Below are 18,927 nucleotides of genomic sequence, written 5' to 3' on the forward strand. Positions count from 1 at the left end.
ATTGCTACTCGATACGACCAACTCGCCGAGAGCTTCATCAGCATGGTTCATATTGCTACCGCAAGATACTGGCTCAAATTCGTCCACGCCGCCTAAGAACCATAATATACTTAATTACTTAAAGAAATTCCTCATTTTATAATGAAATTCCCAGAATATTCGAATAAAGAATAATCCTATAAATAGAAATATGTTAGTTTTCTTTTTTAATAAATTCAACCAATACATTCGAAAAACTTTCGTTAATCTCACACAAAAAGATGATAAATTTAGTCAAGATAAGTTGACGATATCGCGCCGCAGCTATATGGTTTGATGAACAGTCTGTCACGCTGCAGCGTGAACAACACATTGAATTGATTTATTTGGCTGGCCTTGCTGATGCGGGGCCTTCTGGAGAGGATTTGTTTGTCGTGACCAGACTCCGTCGTCAGTGTAGTTCTCTTAGTCCGCTCACCCGTTACCTATTGCAAACAACATCAATCTTGGCGGCCGCTTTGGCAATGGGTAGTGCCGCCTTTGCTCAGAATAGTTCGGGCAACACGACTCAACTTGCCCCCATCGTCATTGAGAGCAGCGGTGACATCCGCGGCGTTAGCGAAGATAATTCTACCGTTGTGGCCAAGCGGAGCCGTGGTGCTACCAAGATTGCGACGCCTATTCTCGAAACGCCTCGTGCGGTATCCGTCATCACACAGAAAGAGCTGGAAGAGCGCGCCACCAATAGCATTGTTGAGGCTGTAAACTATACTGCGGGCGTAACCACCGCATCGACCGGCTTTGATCCCCGCTATGATGTCATTATGTTGCGCGGTCAGATCCTGTCGCTCAATGGCGATTTCCGCGACGGGCTGCGCCAATATTATGTCAATTATGGCAACTTCCCGACAGAACCCTATTCGCTCGAGCGCGTTGAGGTCATCAAGGGACCGATGTCAGTGCTTTATGGTGCCGGTTCTCCTGGTGGCATCATCAACAAGATATCCAAGAGCCCAACAGAAGAAACGTTCCGTGAAGTCGGCGTGCTCTATGGCACCCAAAGTCGCGCGCAGGCAACATTCGATTTTGGCGGACCGGTTAGCGAAGACAACAACAATTTCCTGTATCGCTTCACCGGTCTCGCACGAGCTGGCGAAACCAATTTCGACATTGCCGATGACCGCTATATGTTCCAGCCATCCTTTACCTGGAAACCGGACGCTGCCACATCGCTCACGGTTTATGGACTGATACAATCTGACGAATCTGACGCCAGTCCGAGTGCTGTCGTCACACCAAGCGGGCAGGTTCTCGATATTCGCGCCAGCGATCCGAAGTACGATTATCAGAAAGTGCGGCAACAGCAGGTTGGCTATCGTTTTGAACACGAATTCGACAATGGCCTGACGTTCCGGCAGCATGCGCGCTACTCACATATGGATTTACGCGCGCGTTATCTCAGCATCTATAGCTGGACTGACACAATCGCCCATCGCGGTGCGACCGCGCTTAAAGATGAAGCGAACATTTTTCAGATCGACAATCAGCTCGAAGCCAAATTCGACACTGGGCCTCTTTCGCATACCATGCTGTTCGGGTTGGATTACACAAACCTGTCGTCATCCTTCGGCTACGGGATAGGAGCAGTCGATCCCGCTTTCGATCTGGACATTTCCAACCCTCAATACGGACTGACGGGCGCAACGCCTGACTTCAATTACTCTCTGCTGGACATGGACCTGCGCCAGACCGGCATTTATGCCCTTGACCAGATCGAAGTGGACCGATGGCGTTTCACACTGGGTGCGCGCCAAACCTGGGTAAACCAGAAGCGCAACACCACCTATGTCAGCTCGGGAACGCAAGAAAGCCAGGACGTCGACGATACTGCAACATCGGTACAACTGGGCGCGCTCTATTTGTTCGATAACGGCATCGCACCCTATGCAAACTATTCGACATCTTTCGATCCAGTCACGCAGCGCTCGGCATCGGGAGACACATTGAAGCCAACCACAGGCGAGCAATACGAAGTCGGCGTGAAGTATCAGCCTCCCGGAACAGATATCCTTCTATCCGCCGCCGCCTATCATATTGTCGAGCAGAACAAACCACAGCTGGTCGATCCCCTCACACTGTCCTATCAATCGCTGGGCGAAGTCACCACGAAAGGGTTGGAACTCGAAGCGAGAATGGCAATCTCGTCCGGGCTCGATATCATTGCTGCCTATACGCTGAGTGAGTCAGAAATCACTGAAGGTGAGATCTCAGGCAACGAGGTTGCCGTGCGGCCACGTCACACCGCGTCGCTCTGGACCAACTATACATTCGATGAAGGATCTGTAGTCAGGGGTCTCAGCCTCGGTGCCGGGCTGCGCTTCAACAGCAAAAGCTATACTGACAATGCCAACACCGCTAGAAATCCGTCGGCGCTCTATGTCGATGCAGGCATGACCTACGACTTCGGTGCAATCAACCATGATCTTGACGGCCTGACAGCCGCTGTCAACGTGCGCAATATTGCCGATCGTCGCCTCGATGTCTGCGAAAGCGGCTTTTGTTATCTCAGTCAGGGTCGCAACGTGACAGGCTCTCTTAAATACCGTTGGTAAGGTGAGATGGCGGCATCTGTACAGGCTTTTGGGCGCGCTCCTTCTGTGACGGTTCGGGATCCCCACGTGCTGGACAAGGTGATTGACGAGCGCTTCGCCTATTGTCGAGGCAAGATGCTCCTCGCCGTTCCAGAAGAAACCGAGACCATTCCATGCAGCGATCTGACCGATGCTGCTGTGTTCGACAGTGTCATAGAGCGTTTTGCATCTTCGTTTCCAGGCGGCGACCGTCGTGCGGTTATTTCAATGTGGACGATGTATTATTTCAGCGTCGTTTCTATCTCACCGACAGTGCTGCGGCTCGTTCATGGAAAACATCTGCCTCTGAATCTGAACAGTACCGCTGTGGTATGTACACCTGCCAACGCGGCTCCCACCGCAATTCTGCTCGACAATCCCGGTGAAGAAGGAACCGCCGCAAACCGTACCGCAGACCTTCTTGCGGTAATGCGAAATCATATCGAACCGCTGATTGAAGCCATCTGCTCCAATGCAAAGGTCGCGCCAAAACTTCTATGGAACAATGTCGCGGGCTATTATTCCTGGATTGTCGACGAGGTCGCGCATCATGTCGACCCAGTCCTCGGCGTTGCCGGACGAATGCTACTCGACGAGCCACTATGGCCGGACGGTGGAAAGAACCCTATGTATGGCATGATGCGCACGACAAGCCCGTTATGTGGGGATGCCTTCAAACAACGTAAAATCTGCTGCCTGCGTTATAATCTTCCCGGCGTGGCTGGCTGCGGGCAATTGTGCCCGCTGCCCAATGGCCGTCACTAATCTCTTGTCTCAGGCGAAATACTGACCACCATTCACCGACAGCGTGGAGCCGGTGATGAAGCCGGCTGCATCAGAAGCAAGAAACAACACACAACGTGCAATCTCGTCGGGTGTCGCCAGACGGCCTGCCGGGATTTGCGGCAGGATGTGATCGTTCATTACGTTCTCGGGAACCTGCCTGACCATCTCCGTACCGACATAACCGGGGCATACGGCGTTGACCGTTATGCCTTTCCCCGCCCCTTCCTGAGCCAGAGCTTTGGTGAAACCCAGATCACCAGCCTTGGCCGCCGAATAGTTCACCTGCCCCATCTGGCCCTTCTGACCGTTGATGGACGAAATATTGATAACGCGCCCGAAACTGCGCTCACGCATCCCCTGCCAGATCGGATGTGTCATATTGAAAAGCCCACCAAGATTGGTACTGATAACCTCATGCCACTCACCCGGTGTCATCTTGTGAAACATGCGGTCGCGTGTAATACCGGCATTGTTGACAAGAACGTTGATGACACCCAACTCCTGCTCAACTTTTTTGATCCCCTCTTCGCACGCGGCATAATCGCAAACATCCCATTGATATGTCGGGATGCCAGTGTTCTGAGAGAATGAAGCTGCGGCTTCGCTGTCGCGAATATAGGTTGCCGCAACATTGTAGCCCGCTTCCTGCAAGGCTATTGATATGGCGGCTCCAATTCCGCGCGTGCCTCCGGTTACCAAAGCGACTTTACGCATTTTGCTTTCTCCAGATTGTTGTCAACTCGGATGTGTGAAGGCGGCTAGTTGCGCACTCAGACTGAACGCCTGCGCTGTAGCAGGAGAACCAGCAACAGTGGTGTTCCAATCAATGCTGAAACAAGGCCAGCCGGTATCTGATAGGGAAATGCGATCATTCGACCAATCCAGTCGGCAAGAACCATCAGTCCGGCACCGGCCAGCGCGGCGCCCAGCACTTGCGGTACAGCCCGACGCAAGCCGAGTTCCCGCGCGACATGAGGTCCCATCAATCCGATAAAGCTCAAAGGTCCGACCACAAGTGTTGCCGCACTTGTCAGAAAAGCTGCCAGCGTTAACAGCGCCGAACGAGCGACTACCACATGAACACCCACCGACTGCGCCACCACTGGTCCGAGCGGCAACATGTCGAGCCATCGACGCATCACCAGTGTCAATAGCAAGCCCGCGAGTCCGATCCCGGTCGCCGTAAGCGCCATTGGAGTTTCGATAAGATAAGTCGAACCGCTCATCCATTGCAGCAAGATAATGGCGCGCGGATCGCCGCTGGCTGCGATGATACCGACGGCGGCGTCAAGCATGGCTGTAAGTGCGATGCCGGTTAGCAGAACCCGCTCAGGTGCAAACCCGGAACGCAATCCAAGCACAATGATGATGACCAGCACAATCAGAGCACCAATTGCCGCGAAGCCGATTTGTGCAAAGAAACCCATCACCGGTAGCATAAAGAGCGCCACAGCAACGCCCATGGTGGCACCGGCGGAAATACCCAGCACCTCTGGGCTTGCCATTTCATTGCCCATCAACCGCTGAAGCAGTGTTCCCACGACCCCCAGCATCAGGCCTGCTGCAAAAGCGCCTATCACCCGTGGAATGCGATAAGGCAGAACTTCAGGCCACAAATCACTCCCTGTGAATGCCCAATTTCCACTGGGTTCACGACCTAGGAAAAGTGCCAGTAATATCAATACAAGTAGTAGCAGACTGAGAAGCACCACCAGCCAAGACTTGACCGTGAGGGAACGTCCAGCTGTTCCTCCTAACTCAGACAACCCGCGATGCACAGCTTTCAGTCGCGGTACCAGCATCAGGAGCACAGGCGCTCCGAACAGAGCGGTCACGGCACCGGTAGGCAAAAAGCCAGAGGATGCATTCGCCAATAGCTGCACCACTTCGTCGGTCAGAAACAACAAGCCAGCGCCGACCAGCGGTGACCAGATAAGCTGGCTTTTCAACGTGCGCGCGCCACCAAGACGCGTAATTGCGGGAGCGACCAGACCAACAAAGCCAATCACGCCGACAGCGCTCGTGACCACCGCTGTCAAAGCCACGGCAAGGCAAATTGCGGCGATGCGCGCGTGTTTGACCGAAAGCCCAAGACCGCTTGCGCCGCTGTCTCCGAGTTCCATCAAGGCGAGTGGTCGCGCCATGATAAAGGTGATCAAGGACAAAGTGGCAACTTTCGGAATAAGCGATAGCGGAACCGACCAACTTTGCTGCGCCAGCGAACCGGCGCCCCATATGAACAACCCCGACAAGTAGCGGTCGTTCATCAGAATGAGGATGGAGGCAAGCGCACCGCACCACACACTGACGATCAGACCAGACAGAATAAGCGCAAAGGGCGAAAAACTCCGCCGCGCACCGATGAGAAAAACGATAGCTGCGGCAAGAGCACTACCGATCAGCGCAACGGTGTCCCGGCTCAGACCGGCAAGCGTCGGGAATGCCAGCATGGTAACGACCAGTGCCAGATTGGCCCCCGCCGAAATGCCCAGCGTCGTTGGCGAAGCTAGAGGGTTACGCAGCACCTGCTGCAACAAAGTACCTGCCAGTGCCAGTGCAGCACCACCTATCAACGCCGTCACCAGACGCGGTAATGTCGAATAGGCAAGCATGATAAATCGCGGATCGTAGTCTGTGCTACGCACGAACAATCTGTCTATGTCCGGGGCAATGCCATGCCATGCCAATAATCCGCCCGAAAGCAGAAGGGCAAGGGCAATCAGTGGTGCCAAACCGTTTGATGATGAAGCAAGACGGATCATGCCGTGCGCTCCAGTGCATTGACCAGAAGGTCGGCAAAACGTAACGCTTCCACCACCATGCCGAACATCAGAACGCCGGGCAAAACCGTATAACGGCCAGCTTTCACAAAGGGAAGTGAACTCCACAAGGGGCTTTCTTGCAGCCTTTCCATTATATCGGGAGGGGCCAGCGGCTCGAAAGCGACCAGCCGCAAATTCTGGTCCATCAGGGCCAGTTGTTCAAGACCAATGGTATCAAAGCCCCAATAGTTAGCGGCTCCGGTCCATGCATTCTTGAGACCAATCCGGCTCAAAACACTTTGATAAAGTCCGCCCCCGCCATAAATGCGGGCATGACGCATATCCACAAAATTGACCAGCGCCAACGGCGGAGCGTTCAACTGGGCAATCCGTGCGGCATAATCATCAAATTGTCGGTCGGCTCGTTCCAGAAAATCGCGAGCCTGTCCTTCGCGTCCGAGCGCCACCCCCAGCGCCTCTGTCGCCGCGATGGAACGGGATAAGGCATTGCCACCCTCAGCATAAATGGTTAGTTCAAGTACGGGGCCGATAGCTTCCAGCTTCGGTTTCAGTGGCGCGAGAAACGGCGTGGTCAGAATGAGTGTCGGTTTGATACTCGCCAAAACTTCGAAATTGATCGCACTGGTAGCCCCCAGATCAGCAACGCCCGATGGCAGCTCCGGCTCAACCACCCATTTGTTCCAGCCGGCGCACCCGGCAATCGCTACCGGTGCAACATCGAACGCCAGCATGGTGGATACCAGCCCATAATCCAGCGATACCACACGCTGTATCACCGGCTCGACATCCGCACGGGCAGATGAACCTTTCGCCAGACACAGACCTGCCGTAGCCTGGAGAAGACTACGGCGCGTCAGAAGGGAGAACGAAGCAAATTCAGACGTCATAGACAACAGTTCTTGGAACAATGGTTTGGTGATACGCGAAGTTCAATGCGATGCATTCAGTGGTTTGACAAAGAAGAGGCATGGATGATCCTCATGCCAAAGAGTGGGAAACGTCTCAGCCCGAATAAATCCACTTCTATCATAGAAAGCGCGTGTCGCATCATATTGTGGCTCATCCTTCCCACGGGGTGCAAGCGTCTTTACTGTAAGGAGTTGGCAATTGGCTTCTCTCGCCACATGTTCGGCTGCGGCGAGCAACCGCCTGCCTATTCCTGCCCGGTGGTGTGACCGGCGCGAAGCAATGACCAGTATTTCCATGGCCGACGGCGGATGTTGCTTCAGCGCGACAAATCCCACAATATCATTGCCGTCCTTGCAGCCGAACATCGGCAGTTCTTCCACCGCCTCGGCACAGGCTTCGATCACCGCCGGTTCGTTGAACCAATCAGAGAGTTCCGACATGATATCGCGGCAAATCTGCCCCTTGTTTTCGACAATCTCTATTGCATCATGCATGCATGGCTCCCGTCTTTCGCTCATCGTTCTCAGGCATTCGTTCTGCGCCTGACAGGCATCTTCCGCTCGTCATTCGACCCAATAGCAGCCACACAGAGCCGATGTGCGTCCTTCAAAAGTCCGCAGACCAGTGCACAAGAAACTCCAGCCCGCTGGGCGATAACCTTTTGTGAAACTCCATCAAAATAATATTGCTCGTAAAACGCACGCGTGCGCGCCGGCATGATTTCCATGGCATGTCGGAAAGCCTGATATGCCTGACATTCGCGCACGTGCTCCTCAGGACTACCATATTGCGCCATACATCCACTGGTTGGCTCTTCGACAAAGAGGGCTCTTTCGAATTCACGGCGTCGCACATAATCTGTAGCGAGATTTCTGACCATCCGCGTCACATAGGAAGCTGGGCGCTCCACCTCAGATCCCAAAGGCGCGGAGATAAGCTGCAACATCACTTCCTGAACGATATCCTCCGCCACCGTTGCGCTGCCTGTGATGCGACGGGCAACTGCCAAAAGCTTTCTACGGATCAGAAGCGCTTCATGAACCTGACCATCCAATGTTGACTGCGAAAGATTGAGTGTCATTTCCGGGCCCTTCGAAATCCAAGTTTGCATTTCCCCGCCGAGTGACCATATCAGCCTATAAAAGTGGATAGAAATAATCAAGATATATTTGGTTTCTTTTATCTGCTTGTTTTCGCAATATTTATCCGGTTAAGGTGGTAAGTGGCTCAGGTTCCAACGCAATCTGCTTCTATCGATCCCGTTACTGCAAGCTTGGGCCAGCGCCCAAAAATATCGATTCCCATAGACATCTGAAAATTGCCCACCCTCGATAGTCGTTCGTGCGCCTCCAGTCCGCTTTGTCATTTGGCTTCCATATTGATCTGACTGGATGCGCATGTCTTTGGGGTCAACCAGGAATCCTTGCCCCCAACATTTCAGCGCAGCCTCTCTTCGCACCCATGCTGACAGGAGCGCATCGTGCCGCTCGGCCTCGTCAAGCTGCACAATCACCCTCAACTCGACATCGGAAAGAACCAAAGATGCCGCAGCCTCAAGATCGTCTCGATGATCATTTCGAAACGCCTCCAGATCAATGCCTATGTCCACATGACGGCTTGTTGCGAGCAACACGCAATTGGCATTGTGAGAAAGGCTGAAGCGTATGTCACAGTCTGGCAAATAGGGCTTTCCGGCGGAATTTATCGCGATGTGAATTGCCGATGCCGTTTGCCCGGTCATATGCGCAATGACCGAGCGGCAAAGTTGCCGCCCTGCGATAAATAGCTTGCGGCTCTGAACAGACTGAAAGGCAGCCGCTCGCTCCATTTCATCCATACTCAAGGCATCTGTATTGCAGACAGTGTCATGCCTTAAGTGCAAGCAATGAATAGCCACTTCGCCCACGCTCATCGGATCGCTTATTCTGCGGCCTGAACGACATCAACATCATGCGATGCAACTTCATCACCTGTCTCGGCTTGCCACCGCACAAATGCGTCCGGCGGCGTGAGGTCGAAATGCGGTCTTCCCAGAAGTGAATTGGCGATGACCGCACTGCGCCAGGCCGCGAGACTAAGTTGCGGCTCTGCAATTCCATGACTATGACGCCCGGCATTCATGACATAGATCCGGTTGTCGCTCGGTCCGTCCCAGACAAGCGAGAAATCGCGTTCCAGCACCGGGTCGCCCAGCGAATTCATGGCGAGCGGCGCATGCAGAGAATTCAGAAATTCCGGTAGAACAAAGCGATAGCCCGTCGCCAGAACGAGAGCGTCAACGGTTACCCTCTCTGTCGTCTGATCGAAACCGTTATTCATGGTCAGGTGAATTTCACGATCTGCATAGTCTGCGGCAACCACATCACGGTGTGGACAAAGCGAGATATCCCCCTCAGCACCTGCTGAATGATCCAGTTTCCGTTCATAAAGTCGCCGGTAGAGCTTTTTGAGCGTCGAAGCCGATATGCCGTCGCTGGCCAGCATCTGGCGATGGGTATGTGACAGGCGTAAGGGTTCCGGCAACCCATGGAAGCAATCCATATAGCCCGGCGTGAATAGTTCATTTGTGAACGGTGTGGCATCCAGCGGCTCGAAGTTCGGCCTGCGGCTGATCCAATGGATGTAAGCATCTGGATTAGAGTCGAGAAGTGCGTCGATAATCTCCGCACCACTTTGCCCGCCGCCAATCACAGCTATGCGTCGGGCTTTCACCGAGCCGAGCCTTTCAGCTGCGACGCTGTTATGAAAGAACACATTCTGGGGAAGGTTTGCCACCCAGTCGGGCATTGAAGGCTGTTTGCCAACAGCCACAGACAGATTGCGCGTCTTGACCTCTTCGCCATTGGTCCGGACACGGAAGTGATGATCGTCAAAGCGTACATCCTCGACACGGGTATCGAAACGCAAAGACTTCAACCCCGTTGCCACCCATTCAAGATAATTGGCAAATTCCCGGCGTGGTACGGCTTCATATTCAGCATTCAGGAATTGATAGAAGCGCTTGTGCTTGACCAGATAGGAAAGAAAACTCCACGGGCTCGTGGGATTGGTTCCCGTGACGAGGTCTTTCAGGAACGACGTCTGCATCTCCGCACCCGGCAACAACATTCCGGGATGCCACGCGAAAGCCGCTCGCTTGTCGAAAAAACGCGCCTTGATGTCGGGTATGGAGTCCAACTGCGCAGCGAGACTGAGATTGAAAGGGCCAATTCCGGCACCCACAAGATCGAGCACTTCAGAGGACATGATGTATCTCCTGTTAGGCAGTCGAAAGAAACTGGGAGGACAGTTTTCTTCACGAAACTGCAGCACGACAAACGCGCAAGGTTTGACTAAAGCCCGATGGCAAAGCCACTCAGGTCAATTCGATAGTCCTATGCAATTTTGTTACCAGCGCCTCGTCGAGCCTGCGCGCAAAACGCTGATGGAAAGGCGATTTACCGATAATCGTCAGATGGTTAGTACCATTGACGATCTCGGGCGCCGTCGCCCTGGTCGAGTATCGGCGCCAGTCAATGACGTTGAGAGAGCGGGTCAGAGAATCTTCTGCCGCAAAGGCGTGAATGCGAAAATCACTCTGAGAGAGCTGGTAGTTGCGGAAGATCATCGCATTGTCGATGAGCACCCAGAATGTGTGCTCTTCCGAACCAATGTCTGGCCCGTCTACAGGCAGGACTACATCGTGTTTCACGACATGGCTGAGAAACTGTTCATAGATTTCGCGGTCCATCGCCGCAAACAGTCTCTGCCAGTCATCGCGCATCGGCGCCACATTCAGCCATTCCTGGACGCGCCGATGGGTCCGATCACGAACGCCTTTTTCAAAACGCGGTAGAATTCCAACTGTAAACTCTTCGTCCATATCACAGACATCAACCATACCGATCATGCGCAGATCGATATCGTTTCCAAGCTGCTGCGCTGCCTCATAGGCAAGCAGCCCACCCCACGACCAGCCAAGAAAAGCGCAAGGCCGCCCCTTGGCCAAACGCCGTACTTCTTCGGCATAACGCGCGGTGATATCCTCAACCCGCGTGCTTAGCGTTTTGGTTTCGCTGAGCGAGTAACAGATAAACCCGGTTGCTGGCTGATCCGGACCCAGATAATCGACGAGGCGCATATATTCGCGCGTACTGACAAGCAGACCGGGGAAGCAATAGAGCACCGGGCGGTTGCCACTACGGCGCAAATAGATCACGTTGACGCCGGTATCCTCGCGCGAGCCATCGAGTGCCGCAGCAAGATCGCGCACCGTCGGATGATTGAACATATCTGCAATTGTCAGAGGCCAGTCCGGATGGTGTGTCTTGAGACGAGACACGATACGGACTGCCGCAAGGGATTGCCCCCCGATATCGAAAAAATTCTCGGTAACGCCGATATCCGGAATGTCGAGCACATCGCGCCAGACCGTTAGAATGGTCCGCTCTCGGTCATTTTCTGGCGCAATGGCCTCGCGTTCCAAAAGCGGCGGTGGAAGAGCAGCACGGTCAAGCTTGCTGTTCGGCCCCATCGGCAGCTTATCGATCAACATGATCGTCTGCGGAACCATATAATCCGGTAAAGCAACCATGGCGGCGCGGCGCAGTTCCGTCACAGTGACAGTTTCACCTTCGCGCGGCACGACATAGGCAACCAGTGACGAACGGGCACCATCGTGATGCAGCAGGACGACCGTCTCGGCAACACGGGAATCGGCGCTCAGTACCGCTTCAATCTCACCGGGTTCAATGCGATACCCCCGCAGCTTGATCTGATGATCGACCCGACCGGCAAATTCAACAATGCCATCTTCGCGCCATCGTCCGAGATCGCCGGATTTATACATTCGACCAGCGCCTGACGAGAAAGGATCGGGAATAAACCGCTCTTCCGTCAAATCCGGACGTCCTTGATAACCACGAGCGAGACCACTGCCACCGATGTAAATCTCGCCAACGACACCGACCGGAACAGGAACCAGATCCTCATCGAGAATATAGATTCTCCGATCACCCACCCCCCGCCCGATCGGAGCCACTGTGCCTTCAAAGCGGGTTCCCAACGGAATTTTCCAGATCATCGGCGTCATGATGGTTTCGGTCGGACCATAACCATTAATGAGGAGTGGAGCCTGAAGATTATCGTTGATCATGTCGAAAACAGCGCGCGGTAGGGCCTCGCCGCCGAATGAATATAGCCGTAAAGTCGGAATATCTGGATGCTCACTGGCATATTCGGCCAGTCCGCGCACATAGCTTGTTGGAAGGCTGGCATTGCTGACCCCGTGCTTGCGCATCAGCGCGAAAGCCTCATCCGGAGTTGCAAGCTTGTCCGATGTCAAAACCACGCCGCCGCCAGCCATCAGCGGCACCATCCAGCGCTCATGCCCACCATCGGATGTGAACGGAAGGACCGGATATTCACACGATTTCTCGGTCATTTCATAAATGCGCAAGGTCGCCTTGCAGTGATGCGCCAGTGGACCATGCTCAACCGCCACGCCTTTTGGAACACCCGTAGAACCGGATGTATAAATGACATAAGCAAGTTGATCCGGCGCGACGACAGTCACCGGTGGCTCAGCGCTTTCCTGCGACAGATCCAGACGATCTATATCCAGCTTCGGCGTGATGACATCCTGCGGAAGACTTTCGAGGAAACGCTTACGTGTGATGATCAGCGAAAGGCCCGGCGCAGAAAGAATATGCCGGTTGCGGGCCTCCGGGTGATCTGGCTCAACTGGTGTGAAGGCGCCCCCGGCCTTCATGATAGCCAGAATGGCAATTATCGCTTCGATAGATTTGTCGAGCGCCACTGCGACACGTTTCTCTGGTCCGATTCCCAGAGCTATCAGATGACGCGCGAGACGGTTGGCCGAGGCTTCCAGCTCGCCATGGGTGATGGCGCGGCCCCCCTGTGCAACGGCAAACGCGCCCGGGCGTCGCAGCGCCTGCGCTGCGATTACTTCATGCACCGGCACACCATCATCCGGCTGCGGCTGATCTGGATAAGGCGCGGACAGCTGTTCCAGTTCTGCGCTCGAAACAAACGGAATTTCCCGGACAAGCGCTGTGGGATCATCGTTCAGGCAAGAAAGCGCAATCTTGAAATCACTGGCAAAGCGGACCACGTGCCGACGATCTTGCTTTTGTGGATCGAAACCAAAGGCAACTTTGAAACCGCCATTGCTGGCCGCGTGAACAGTGACCACCAGTTCGGCATCCCGACGCGCTGGAGGCTCTATGATGACACGCGTGAACGTATCATTGAGAAAATATGCCGGTCGCAGATCAAGAACAGTTCTGGCAAGCGCCGTGGTTTCGAAACTTTCGTCCCGACGCAGAAGGCTTTCGGCCAATGTTTCGAATGGCATGAAGTGTTGTCTGGAGACGGTAATCTCCCGTTCAAACTGCTGCTTCGTCTTTTCCAGTGTCATGCCGCCATTGACTTCAGCGGCGAAAACCAGAGTATCTTCCGTTCGCGTTGCGATATCGGCAGCCCCATCTCTGGTAGTGAGGCCGATCCGTTGCGTTCCATAGCCCGAGTAACGTCGCAACGCCACGGCGAGGCCCGTCAGCAGATCAAGTTCGAGTTGTTTCGTTGAGGTGGAACTATCGCCTTCAACGTATATCTCTGTTTCCGTCCAATTTTCCGGCTCCGGTCCGTGGGGCAATACCGGAGTGAGAACTGCGATATTTTCCTGCCTTCCAAGTCGGTCGAGCCAGAAGTCTACCTTGTCGGCAGGTGGTGTGATTGTTGCAGCTTGTTCGAGTGACCATGTGGTCGGCGAAGTTTTTGCGGTTTCGCTGGAACCGCTGCGTAAGGATTCTACGAAGTCAACGGCAAGTCGCCCCAGCGCTGCGCTGTCGGCAACAATTGCATGCAGGGAGAACAGGACCCCGACAGCCGTGTCTCCGCGTTTTAATAGAATGAAGCGTGCGGGATTTTCCTGCTCAAGATCAATCTGCCGGTCGCGTTCCGAACGCGCCACAGTCAGCATCACTTCGTCGGTTTCAACACCAACCGCTACGTGTTGTTCAACAATATCGACGCGACCCGCGTGAGGTATATGCTGATAAACAACACCACCCGGCTTGAGTTCAAATCGACGCGTGATGAGTGGGTGTCTTGCGGGCAGCTGCGCCAATCGTTCCGCAGCAAAATTCGCATCGATATCGCCCAGCGCTAGCCCCAGCATCTGGCGACCATAGATGCTTTCATTTCCAATAGCCGACAGTATCCAAATGCGTGATTGTGTCGACGACAGTGGCCATGCAGCCGCCGCCTGGTGACCACCATTCATTCCAGAAATTCTACTGTCGATATTCATTCTGTTTAATCCTAAGAAAAACAAAATTAATTTTCCTCAGCAAACAACCTGAAGAAATATTTTTATTCTCTAACTATTTTATGGGCAATCTAAAATGATCACATCATATATGCTCCATTATTGTACCGATGCCTGATAGACGAATGAGATCAATAGAAATTCAAATATTTTGTGTCTAAAAATTTCTATATTTTTTCTGAATTTATTGATTGCTCAATCGTCCCTTGAATAGCGAACCTCGGACGACAAACGCGCCATCACAAACGCCACAGCAAATCGAATTCCTAATGTTGGAGAAATGACGATGGATACATCGCCAGTGAGAGAATATTCGTTCAACGCAGGAGGCGATTCCAACAGCAAGGCGCGTCTGCGCTTACCCGAAGCAGGTTTCGCCAGCCATACAGCCACCGTTGCTCATAGCGCACCGATGCTTTTTGGGCATGTAGTGGCGACCGCAGATGGCTTTAGCGTCAAGCACAACGGCAAGGATATCGCGGCTGGCACATTTTCACGCGCAAGAGGCCCCAGCCTTGATTTCGGAACTTTGCCCCCTGCAACCGCGGAGGCGGAAAGAGCAGTTCTTGCCGTATTGGAAGCGCTTTTCACATGCCACCCAGATTTGCCCTTCGTACAGGTGATGTTACCCACATATTGTGATCCCACAGACATTCTGGCGAGTGGCTCAATGGAACGGACAGAGGATGGATTTATCTCCCGCCCCGAACTCCTTTTCCAGCTGGCGCAGCTTTGGCTTGGAAGCGCTCCCTATGCTTATCCCGCTGTATCGACAGTGACCAACGGAATTCACCATCCAATACGCCCACCGAAGCCAAGCGGCATCGTTTACCAGCGCCATATCCCTTGGATAGATAAGATTCTAGCCTTCCATGTCGCAGATTTAGAAGGCGATCTGGGGCATTTTAATCGCTGGATGAATGATCCCCATGTTTCAGCAATATGGGAGGACCATGGCAGTCTCGATTATCACCGCGATTTCCTCAATGGACGGCTGGCTGATCCACGCACATTGCCACTGATAGGGACCTTCGATGGCATCCCCTTCGGTTACTTCGAACTCTACTGGGCAAAGGAAGACAGGCTCGGCCCCTATTATGATGCAGACCCATATGATCGGGGCTGGCACGTTGCGATTGGCGAAGATGCGTTCCGAGGAAAGGCCTTCGTCAGTGCATGGCTGCCTTCCTTGATACATTACATGTTTCTTGCGGACCCCCGAACAACCCGGATCGTTGGAGAACCCATTCACCACCATCAGCAGCAGATACGCAACCTCGACCGGTCGGGCTTCGCCAAGATCAAGCATGTCCAGTTTCCCCATAAGAAGGCGCTTCTGGTCATGCTATTGCGCGAACGCTTTTTTGCAGACCGGCTGCTTTCTCCCGATCTCGGCAGCCTCACCGATGAACAGGGCCGCGCGGTCGTTGGCTCCTTGTCCCGCGACACAGGTTGAGCGCCCGAAAAGAACATCCGCTACCCAGTTTCTGCCTTGCGAGGATAATCATGAAAGAAACGCCCAAGTTCGACGCTCAACATACAATCATTCCGAACAGCTTCACCTCAATACGCGATGACCCGTTCGACGCTGCCGTGCCGCCTATTTACCAGACCTCACTGTTTCTGTTCGACAACTACGCGGAGCTGGAAGCGGTCTTTGCGGGCCGATCGCCAAAACCCATTTATTCACGCGGAGACAATCCCACCGTTCGCTTGCTCGAGCAACGAATTGCAGAAATGGAAGGTGCCGAAGATGCACGCGCCTTCTCCAGCGGCATGGGTGCAATTGCGGCGACCATTTTAGCCTTCGTCAATCCTGGTGATCGTATTGTGACGGTCCGCCATGTCTATAGCGATGCTTTCCGCTTTTTCGAAAAGGTGCTGAAGCGTTTCGGCGTTATTGTCGACTATATCGACGGCAGAGATACTGAGCGCATGGTCAAAGCGCTACCTGGCGCGCGCCTGGCCTATCTCGAAAGCCCGACATCGATGGTCTTTGAACTGCAGGACTTGAAAGCCATCGCAGAAGCCGCACGCAAACACGGTGTATTGACAATTGTCGATAATTCCTGGGCCACCCCCCTCTTCCAAAATCCCCTGACAATCGGCATAGATCTGGTCATTCACGCCGCTTCCAAATATCTGAGTGGACAGAGTGACACAGTTGCTGGTCTGGTCGCCGGATCGCGGGCGCTTATCGACCGCGTCAATGCGGAAATCTTTCCCTATACCGGCGCCAAGCTGGCCCCCTTCGAAGCCTGGCTGGTGCTGCGCAATCTCGAAACGCTTTCTCTGCGGATGCGCCATCATCATGAGGCCGGATTGGATGTCGCTCAATGGCTGCAATCCTCGAACAGAATAGCCAACGTCATGCATCCGGCATTCATGGATCATCCGGGCAAGAACAGTTTTTCCGGTTTCGGAGGTCTGTTCTCCTTTGAGGTGACAGGCGCCATAGACATTCCAACCTTTGTCGATGAACTGAAACTTATCCGCATTGGGGTAAGTTGGGGCGGGCCCGAAAGCCTTGTTGTGCCAGCCAAGGCTGCACTCAGCATTTCGCCGGAGACAAATGTGTTTGCGCGCTTTGGCGTCAGCGAACGCACGATCCGATTGAACATTGGTCTTGATAAGGCGCAGGATCTTATCGAAGATCTTGATCAGGCTCTTAAAGCCGCCACTCGCTGAACAATCATAGATTCTCGATCAGCGGCCGGGATGAACTGTATAGAAAACAGTATTGCGCGGTCCAAAATTCAAAAAGACACGATATTTCCGAATTCATGGATGGCAATCTTATTGCCATCCATATGATTTATATTTTAAGTTTTAGAAAATATAGTCACTATTCGAATTTAGATAAATAATCCCATATAATATTGCATTATTGCACCCCAATACGTTTTCGTTTTGGTGTTTATCAATCATATACTTAGCACACACAATATTGGTGATGATATTGCAACAGGATAATTGAAACAGTTATTGTCATAAAACTGATAATTGAAAGTGTAGCTATTCAATGTTTTTTTGCATCCGTAAATACAACTTCATCGGGTGACAAAAATGAAAATCACTACACTTCTCATGACTTCCGCAGCAGGAATTATATCTTTGCCAGCATTTGCTGCAGATGTAATCGTTGCTCCGGAGCCAGAAGCCGTTGAATATGTTCGCGTTTGCGATGCTTACGGCGCGGGCTATTTCTATATTCCGGGCACCGAAACCTGCCTGCGCATCAGCGGCTATGTCCGCTATGATGTGAAGGGTGGCGACGATGCCTATACCGGTTTTGATCGTAAGGGCTGGGACAAGGGCGCTCGTTTCACGCTGCGTACATCGACCGCGACCGAAACCGAACTCGGCACGCTCAAGTCCTATACCGAAACTCGCTTTAACTACACCTCGGAAAACTCGGGATGGGATGGTGAATACGGCTCGGCATCGAGCAGCGTCGATAATCGTCGTGCCTACATCGAACTTGGTGGTTTCCGCGTCGGTATCGATGAATCGGCTTTCCATACCTTCACCGGCTATCTCGGCGACGTCATCAACGATGACGTGATCGCAGCCGGCAGCTACACGACGGGTCAGGTTTCTTACACCTTCACCGGTGGCAATGGCTTCTCGGCCATCATCGCTGCTGAACAGGGTGGTAGCAGCTATACGATTGATGGCTACACACCACATCTTCTCGGCGGCCTGAAGTTCAAGGGCGGATGGGGCTCGATCGCAGGTGTAGTCGCTTACGACCCGGTTATTGAAGACTGGAACGGCAAGCTGCGCGGCGACGTCAACATCACCGAAAAATTCTCGGTCTGGGTGCAGGGCGGCTATTCGTCTGAAGAAACCCCTTACCAGAATTACGGCCAGTGGGGCGGTGAATGGGCTGTCTGGGGCGGCGCGAAGTTCAAGGCGACCGACAAGGCAACCTTCAACATTCAGGGCGCTTACGAAGATTGGGGCAAGACCGCAATCACCGCAAACGTCGCTTACCAGCTGGTTCCTGGCTTCACCATCACTCCGGAAGTTTCCTACACCAAGTGGGATAGCGATCATCCGCTGCGTGAAGCTGGCCTCGTCGGCTCGGACGGCATTCAGGGTACCGTTCGCTTCCAGCGTTCGTTCTAAAGCGCCCCTGAAAAGCTCGAAGCAGTTTTGTATAAGACTTGCGTAAAAAACCAAAAGTGAGAGCGGTTACAACACATGTTTTGAAATCGCTCTTACTGGCAGATAAATGAACGATTCTCGATCATTAAAAACAAGTATTGATTGACATCGAAGAATTTAGACAGAATAGTGATACTGTGATTATCTGATCTCCAGTCAGCAATTGGTCACAACAATTACAGCGGCAGATTTTTCTGTCGCTGTTTTTTGTTTCTATATAAAATTAGTTCAAGCACAATTAGTCATGTAATAATTGGTGTCCTCGTCGCAACACGTATAGTTAGAAATACTTCACATTCAATATCGGCAATTGTTCTCCATCAATATTAGTGTTCAATAA

The 18,927-nt window shown here is 53.1% G+C and carries 13 protein-coding genes and 1 pseudogene; 6 read left to right on the plus strand and 8 right to left on the minus strand.

Features of this window, described 5'->3' with window-relative positions:
* The 3 genes and pseudogenes from FHW00_RS24655 to fhuF form a co-directional block, all read left to right on the plus strand.
* Window positions 1–96, plus strand: a pseudogene (locus FHW00_RS24655) (IS5 family transposase); the annotation flags it as partial.
* Window positions 97–503: 407 nt separating this feature from the next.
* Window positions 504–2,591, plus strand: coding sequence for a TonB-dependent siderophore receptor (locus tag FHW00_RS23505; RefSeq protein WP_078341138.1), 2,088 nt, complete (start codon window positions 504–506; stop codon window positions 2,589–2,591).
* 6 nt (window positions 2,592–2,597) lie between these two features.
* On the plus strand, window positions 2,598–3,374 hold the full coding sequence (fhuF, locus tag FHW00_RS23510) for a siderophore-iron reductase FhuF (protein ID WP_078341137.1): 777 nt from the start codon (window positions 2,598–2,600) through the stop codon (window positions 3,372–3,374).
* A 9-nt stretch (window positions 3,375–3,383) separates the two neighbouring features.
* Here the strand turns inward: fhuF and phbB are convergent, their stop codons facing one another.
* The 8 genes from phbB to FHW00_RS23550 form a co-directional block, all read right to left on the minus strand.
* Window positions 3,384–4,109: an acetoacetyl-CoA reductase gene (phbB, locus tag FHW00_RS23515; protein ID WP_078341136.1), complete on the minus strand. Its 726-nt coding sequence runs from the start codon at window positions 4,107–4,109 to the stop codon at window positions 3,384–3,386.
* A 56-nt stretch (window positions 4,110–4,165) separates the two neighbouring features.
* Window positions 4,166–6,157 (minus strand): Fe(3+)-hydroxamate ABC transporter permease FhuB, encoded by a 1,992-nt coding sequence (gene fhuB, locus FHW00_RS23520; RefSeq protein WP_176168384.1) that lies wholly within the window; start codon window positions 6,155–6,157, stop codon window positions 4,166–4,168.
* Window positions 6,154–7,065: an iron-siderophore ABC transporter substrate-binding protein gene (locus FHW00_RS23525; protein ID WP_078341135.1), complete on the minus strand. Its 912-nt coding sequence runs from the start codon at window positions 7,063–7,065 to the stop codon at window positions 6,154–6,156. Before FHW00_RS23525 ends, fhuB begins: the two co-directional genes overlap by 4 nt.
* Before the next feature lie 42 nt (window positions 7,066–7,107).
* Window positions 7,108–7,581 carry a GNAT family N-acetyltransferase gene (locus FHW00_RS23530; RefSeq protein WP_078341134.1) on the minus strand — a complete coding sequence of 158 codons (474 nt, stop codon included), beginning with the start codon at window positions 7,579–7,581 and terminating at the stop codon, window positions 7,108–7,110.
* Between the two features lie 29 nt (window positions 7,582–7,610).
* Window positions 7,611–8,168, minus strand: a complete 558-nt coding sequence (locus FHW00_RS23535; protein ID WP_078341143.1) for a sigma-70 family RNA polymerase sigma factor — start codon at window positions 8,166–8,168, stop codon at window positions 7,611–7,613.
* 129 nt (window positions 8,169–8,297) lie between these two features.
* A complete protein-coding gene (locus tag FHW00_RS23540; RefSeq protein WP_078341133.1) occupies window positions 8,298–8,999 on the minus strand; it encodes a 4'-phosphopantetheinyl transferase family protein in 702 nt (233 codons plus the stop codon).
* 8 nt (window positions 9,000–9,007) lie between these two features.
* Window positions 9,008–10,333 (minus strand): lysine N(6)-hydroxylase/L-ornithine N(5)-oxygenase family protein, encoded by a 1,326-nt coding sequence (locus FHW00_RS23545; RefSeq protein WP_078341132.1) that lies wholly within the window; start codon window positions 10,331–10,333, stop codon window positions 9,008–9,010.
* A 109-nt stretch (window positions 10,334–10,442) separates the two neighbouring features.
* A complete protein-coding gene (locus FHW00_RS23550; protein ID WP_078341131.1) occupies window positions 10,443–14,399 on the minus strand; it encodes a non-ribosomal peptide synthetase in 3,957 nt (1,318 codons plus the stop codon).
* 304 nt (window positions 14,400–14,703) lie between these two features.
* Between FHW00_RS23550 and FHW00_RS23555 the strand changes: the two genes are divergently transcribed.
* From FHW00_RS23555 to FHW00_RS23565, 3 genes are all read left to right on the plus strand, one after another.
* Window positions 14,704–15,873, plus strand: a complete 1,170-nt coding sequence (locus FHW00_RS23555; protein ID WP_445558022.1) for a GNAT family N-acetyltransferase — start codon at window positions 14,704–14,706, stop codon at window positions 15,871–15,873.
* Window positions 15,874–15,923: 50 nt separating this feature from the next.
* The gene (locus tag FHW00_RS23560; protein WP_078341130.1) at window positions 15,924–17,105 is read left to right on the plus strand and encodes a PLP-dependent transferase; all 1,182 of its coding nucleotides are present in this window, start codon (window positions 15,924–15,926) and stop codon (window positions 17,103–17,105) included.
* Window positions 17,106–17,483: 378 nt separating this feature from the next.
* The gene (locus FHW00_RS23565) at window positions 17,484–18,548 is read left to right on the plus strand and encodes a porin (protein ID WP_078341129.1); all 1,065 of its coding nucleotides are present in this window, start codon (window positions 17,484–17,486) and stop codon (window positions 18,546–18,548) included.
* The last annotated feature ends 379 nt before the right edge of the window (window positions 18,549–18,927 follow it).

This window comes from Ochrobactrum sp. P6BSIII, from assembly GCF_014138065.1.
In the GTDB taxonomy this organism is placed as follows: domain Bacteria; phylum Pseudomonadota; class Alphaproteobacteria; order Rhizobiales; family Rhizobiaceae; genus Brucella.

What these genes read in the sequence shown, in the direction of transcription:
- FHW00_RS23505 (WP_078341138.1), top strand. Translation starts at nt 504, where the DNA reads ATGGGTAGTGCCGCCTTTGCTCAGAATAGTTCGGGCAACACGACTCAA.
- fhuF (WP_078341137.1), top strand. Translation starts at nt 2,598, where the DNA reads ATGGCGGCATCTGTACAGGCTTTTGGGCGCGCTCCTTCTGTGACGGTT.
- phbB (WP_078341136.1), bottom strand. Translation starts at nt 4,109, where the DNA reads ATGCGTAAAGTCGCTTTGGTAACCGGAGGCACGCGCGGAATTGGAGCC.
- fhuB (WP_176168384.1), bottom strand. Translation starts at nt 6,157, where the DNA reads ATGATCCGTCTTGCTTCATCATCAAACGGTTTGGCACCACTGATTGCC.
- FHW00_RS23525 (WP_078341135.1), bottom strand. Translation starts at nt 7,065, where the DNA reads ATGACGTCTGAATTTGCTTCGTTCTCCCTTCTGACGCGCCGTAGTCTT.
- FHW00_RS23530 (WP_078341134.1), bottom strand. Translation starts at nt 7,581, where the DNA reads ATGCATGATGCAATAGAGATTGTCGAAAACAAGGGGCAGATTTGCCGC.
- FHW00_RS23535 (WP_078341143.1), bottom strand. Translation starts at nt 8,168, where the DNA reads ATGACACTCAATCTTTCGCAGTCAACATTGGATGGTCAGGTTCATGAA.
- FHW00_RS23540 (WP_078341133.1), bottom strand. Translation starts at nt 8,999, where the DNA reads ATGAGCGTGGGCGAAGTGGCTATTCATTGCTTGCACTTAAGGCATGAC.
- FHW00_RS23545 (WP_078341132.1), bottom strand. Translation starts at nt 10,333, where the DNA reads ATGTCCTCTGAAGTGCTCGATCTTGTGGGTGCCGGAATTGGCCCTTTC.
- FHW00_RS23550 (WP_078341131.1), bottom strand. Translation starts at nt 14,399, where the DNA reads ATGAATATCGACAGTAGAATTTCTGGAATGAATGGTGGTCACCAGGCG.
- FHW00_RS23555 (WP_445558022.1), top strand. Translation starts at nt 14,704, where the DNA reads ATGGATACATCGCCAGTGAGAGAATATTCGTTCAACGCAGGAGGCGAT.
- FHW00_RS23560 (WP_078341130.1), top strand. Translation starts at nt 15,924, where the DNA reads ATGAAAGAAACGCCCAAGTTCGACGCTCAACATACAATCATTCCGAAC.
- FHW00_RS23565 (WP_078341129.1), top strand. Translation starts at nt 17,484, where the DNA reads ATGAAAATCACTACACTTCTCATGACTTCCGCAGCAGGAATTATATCT.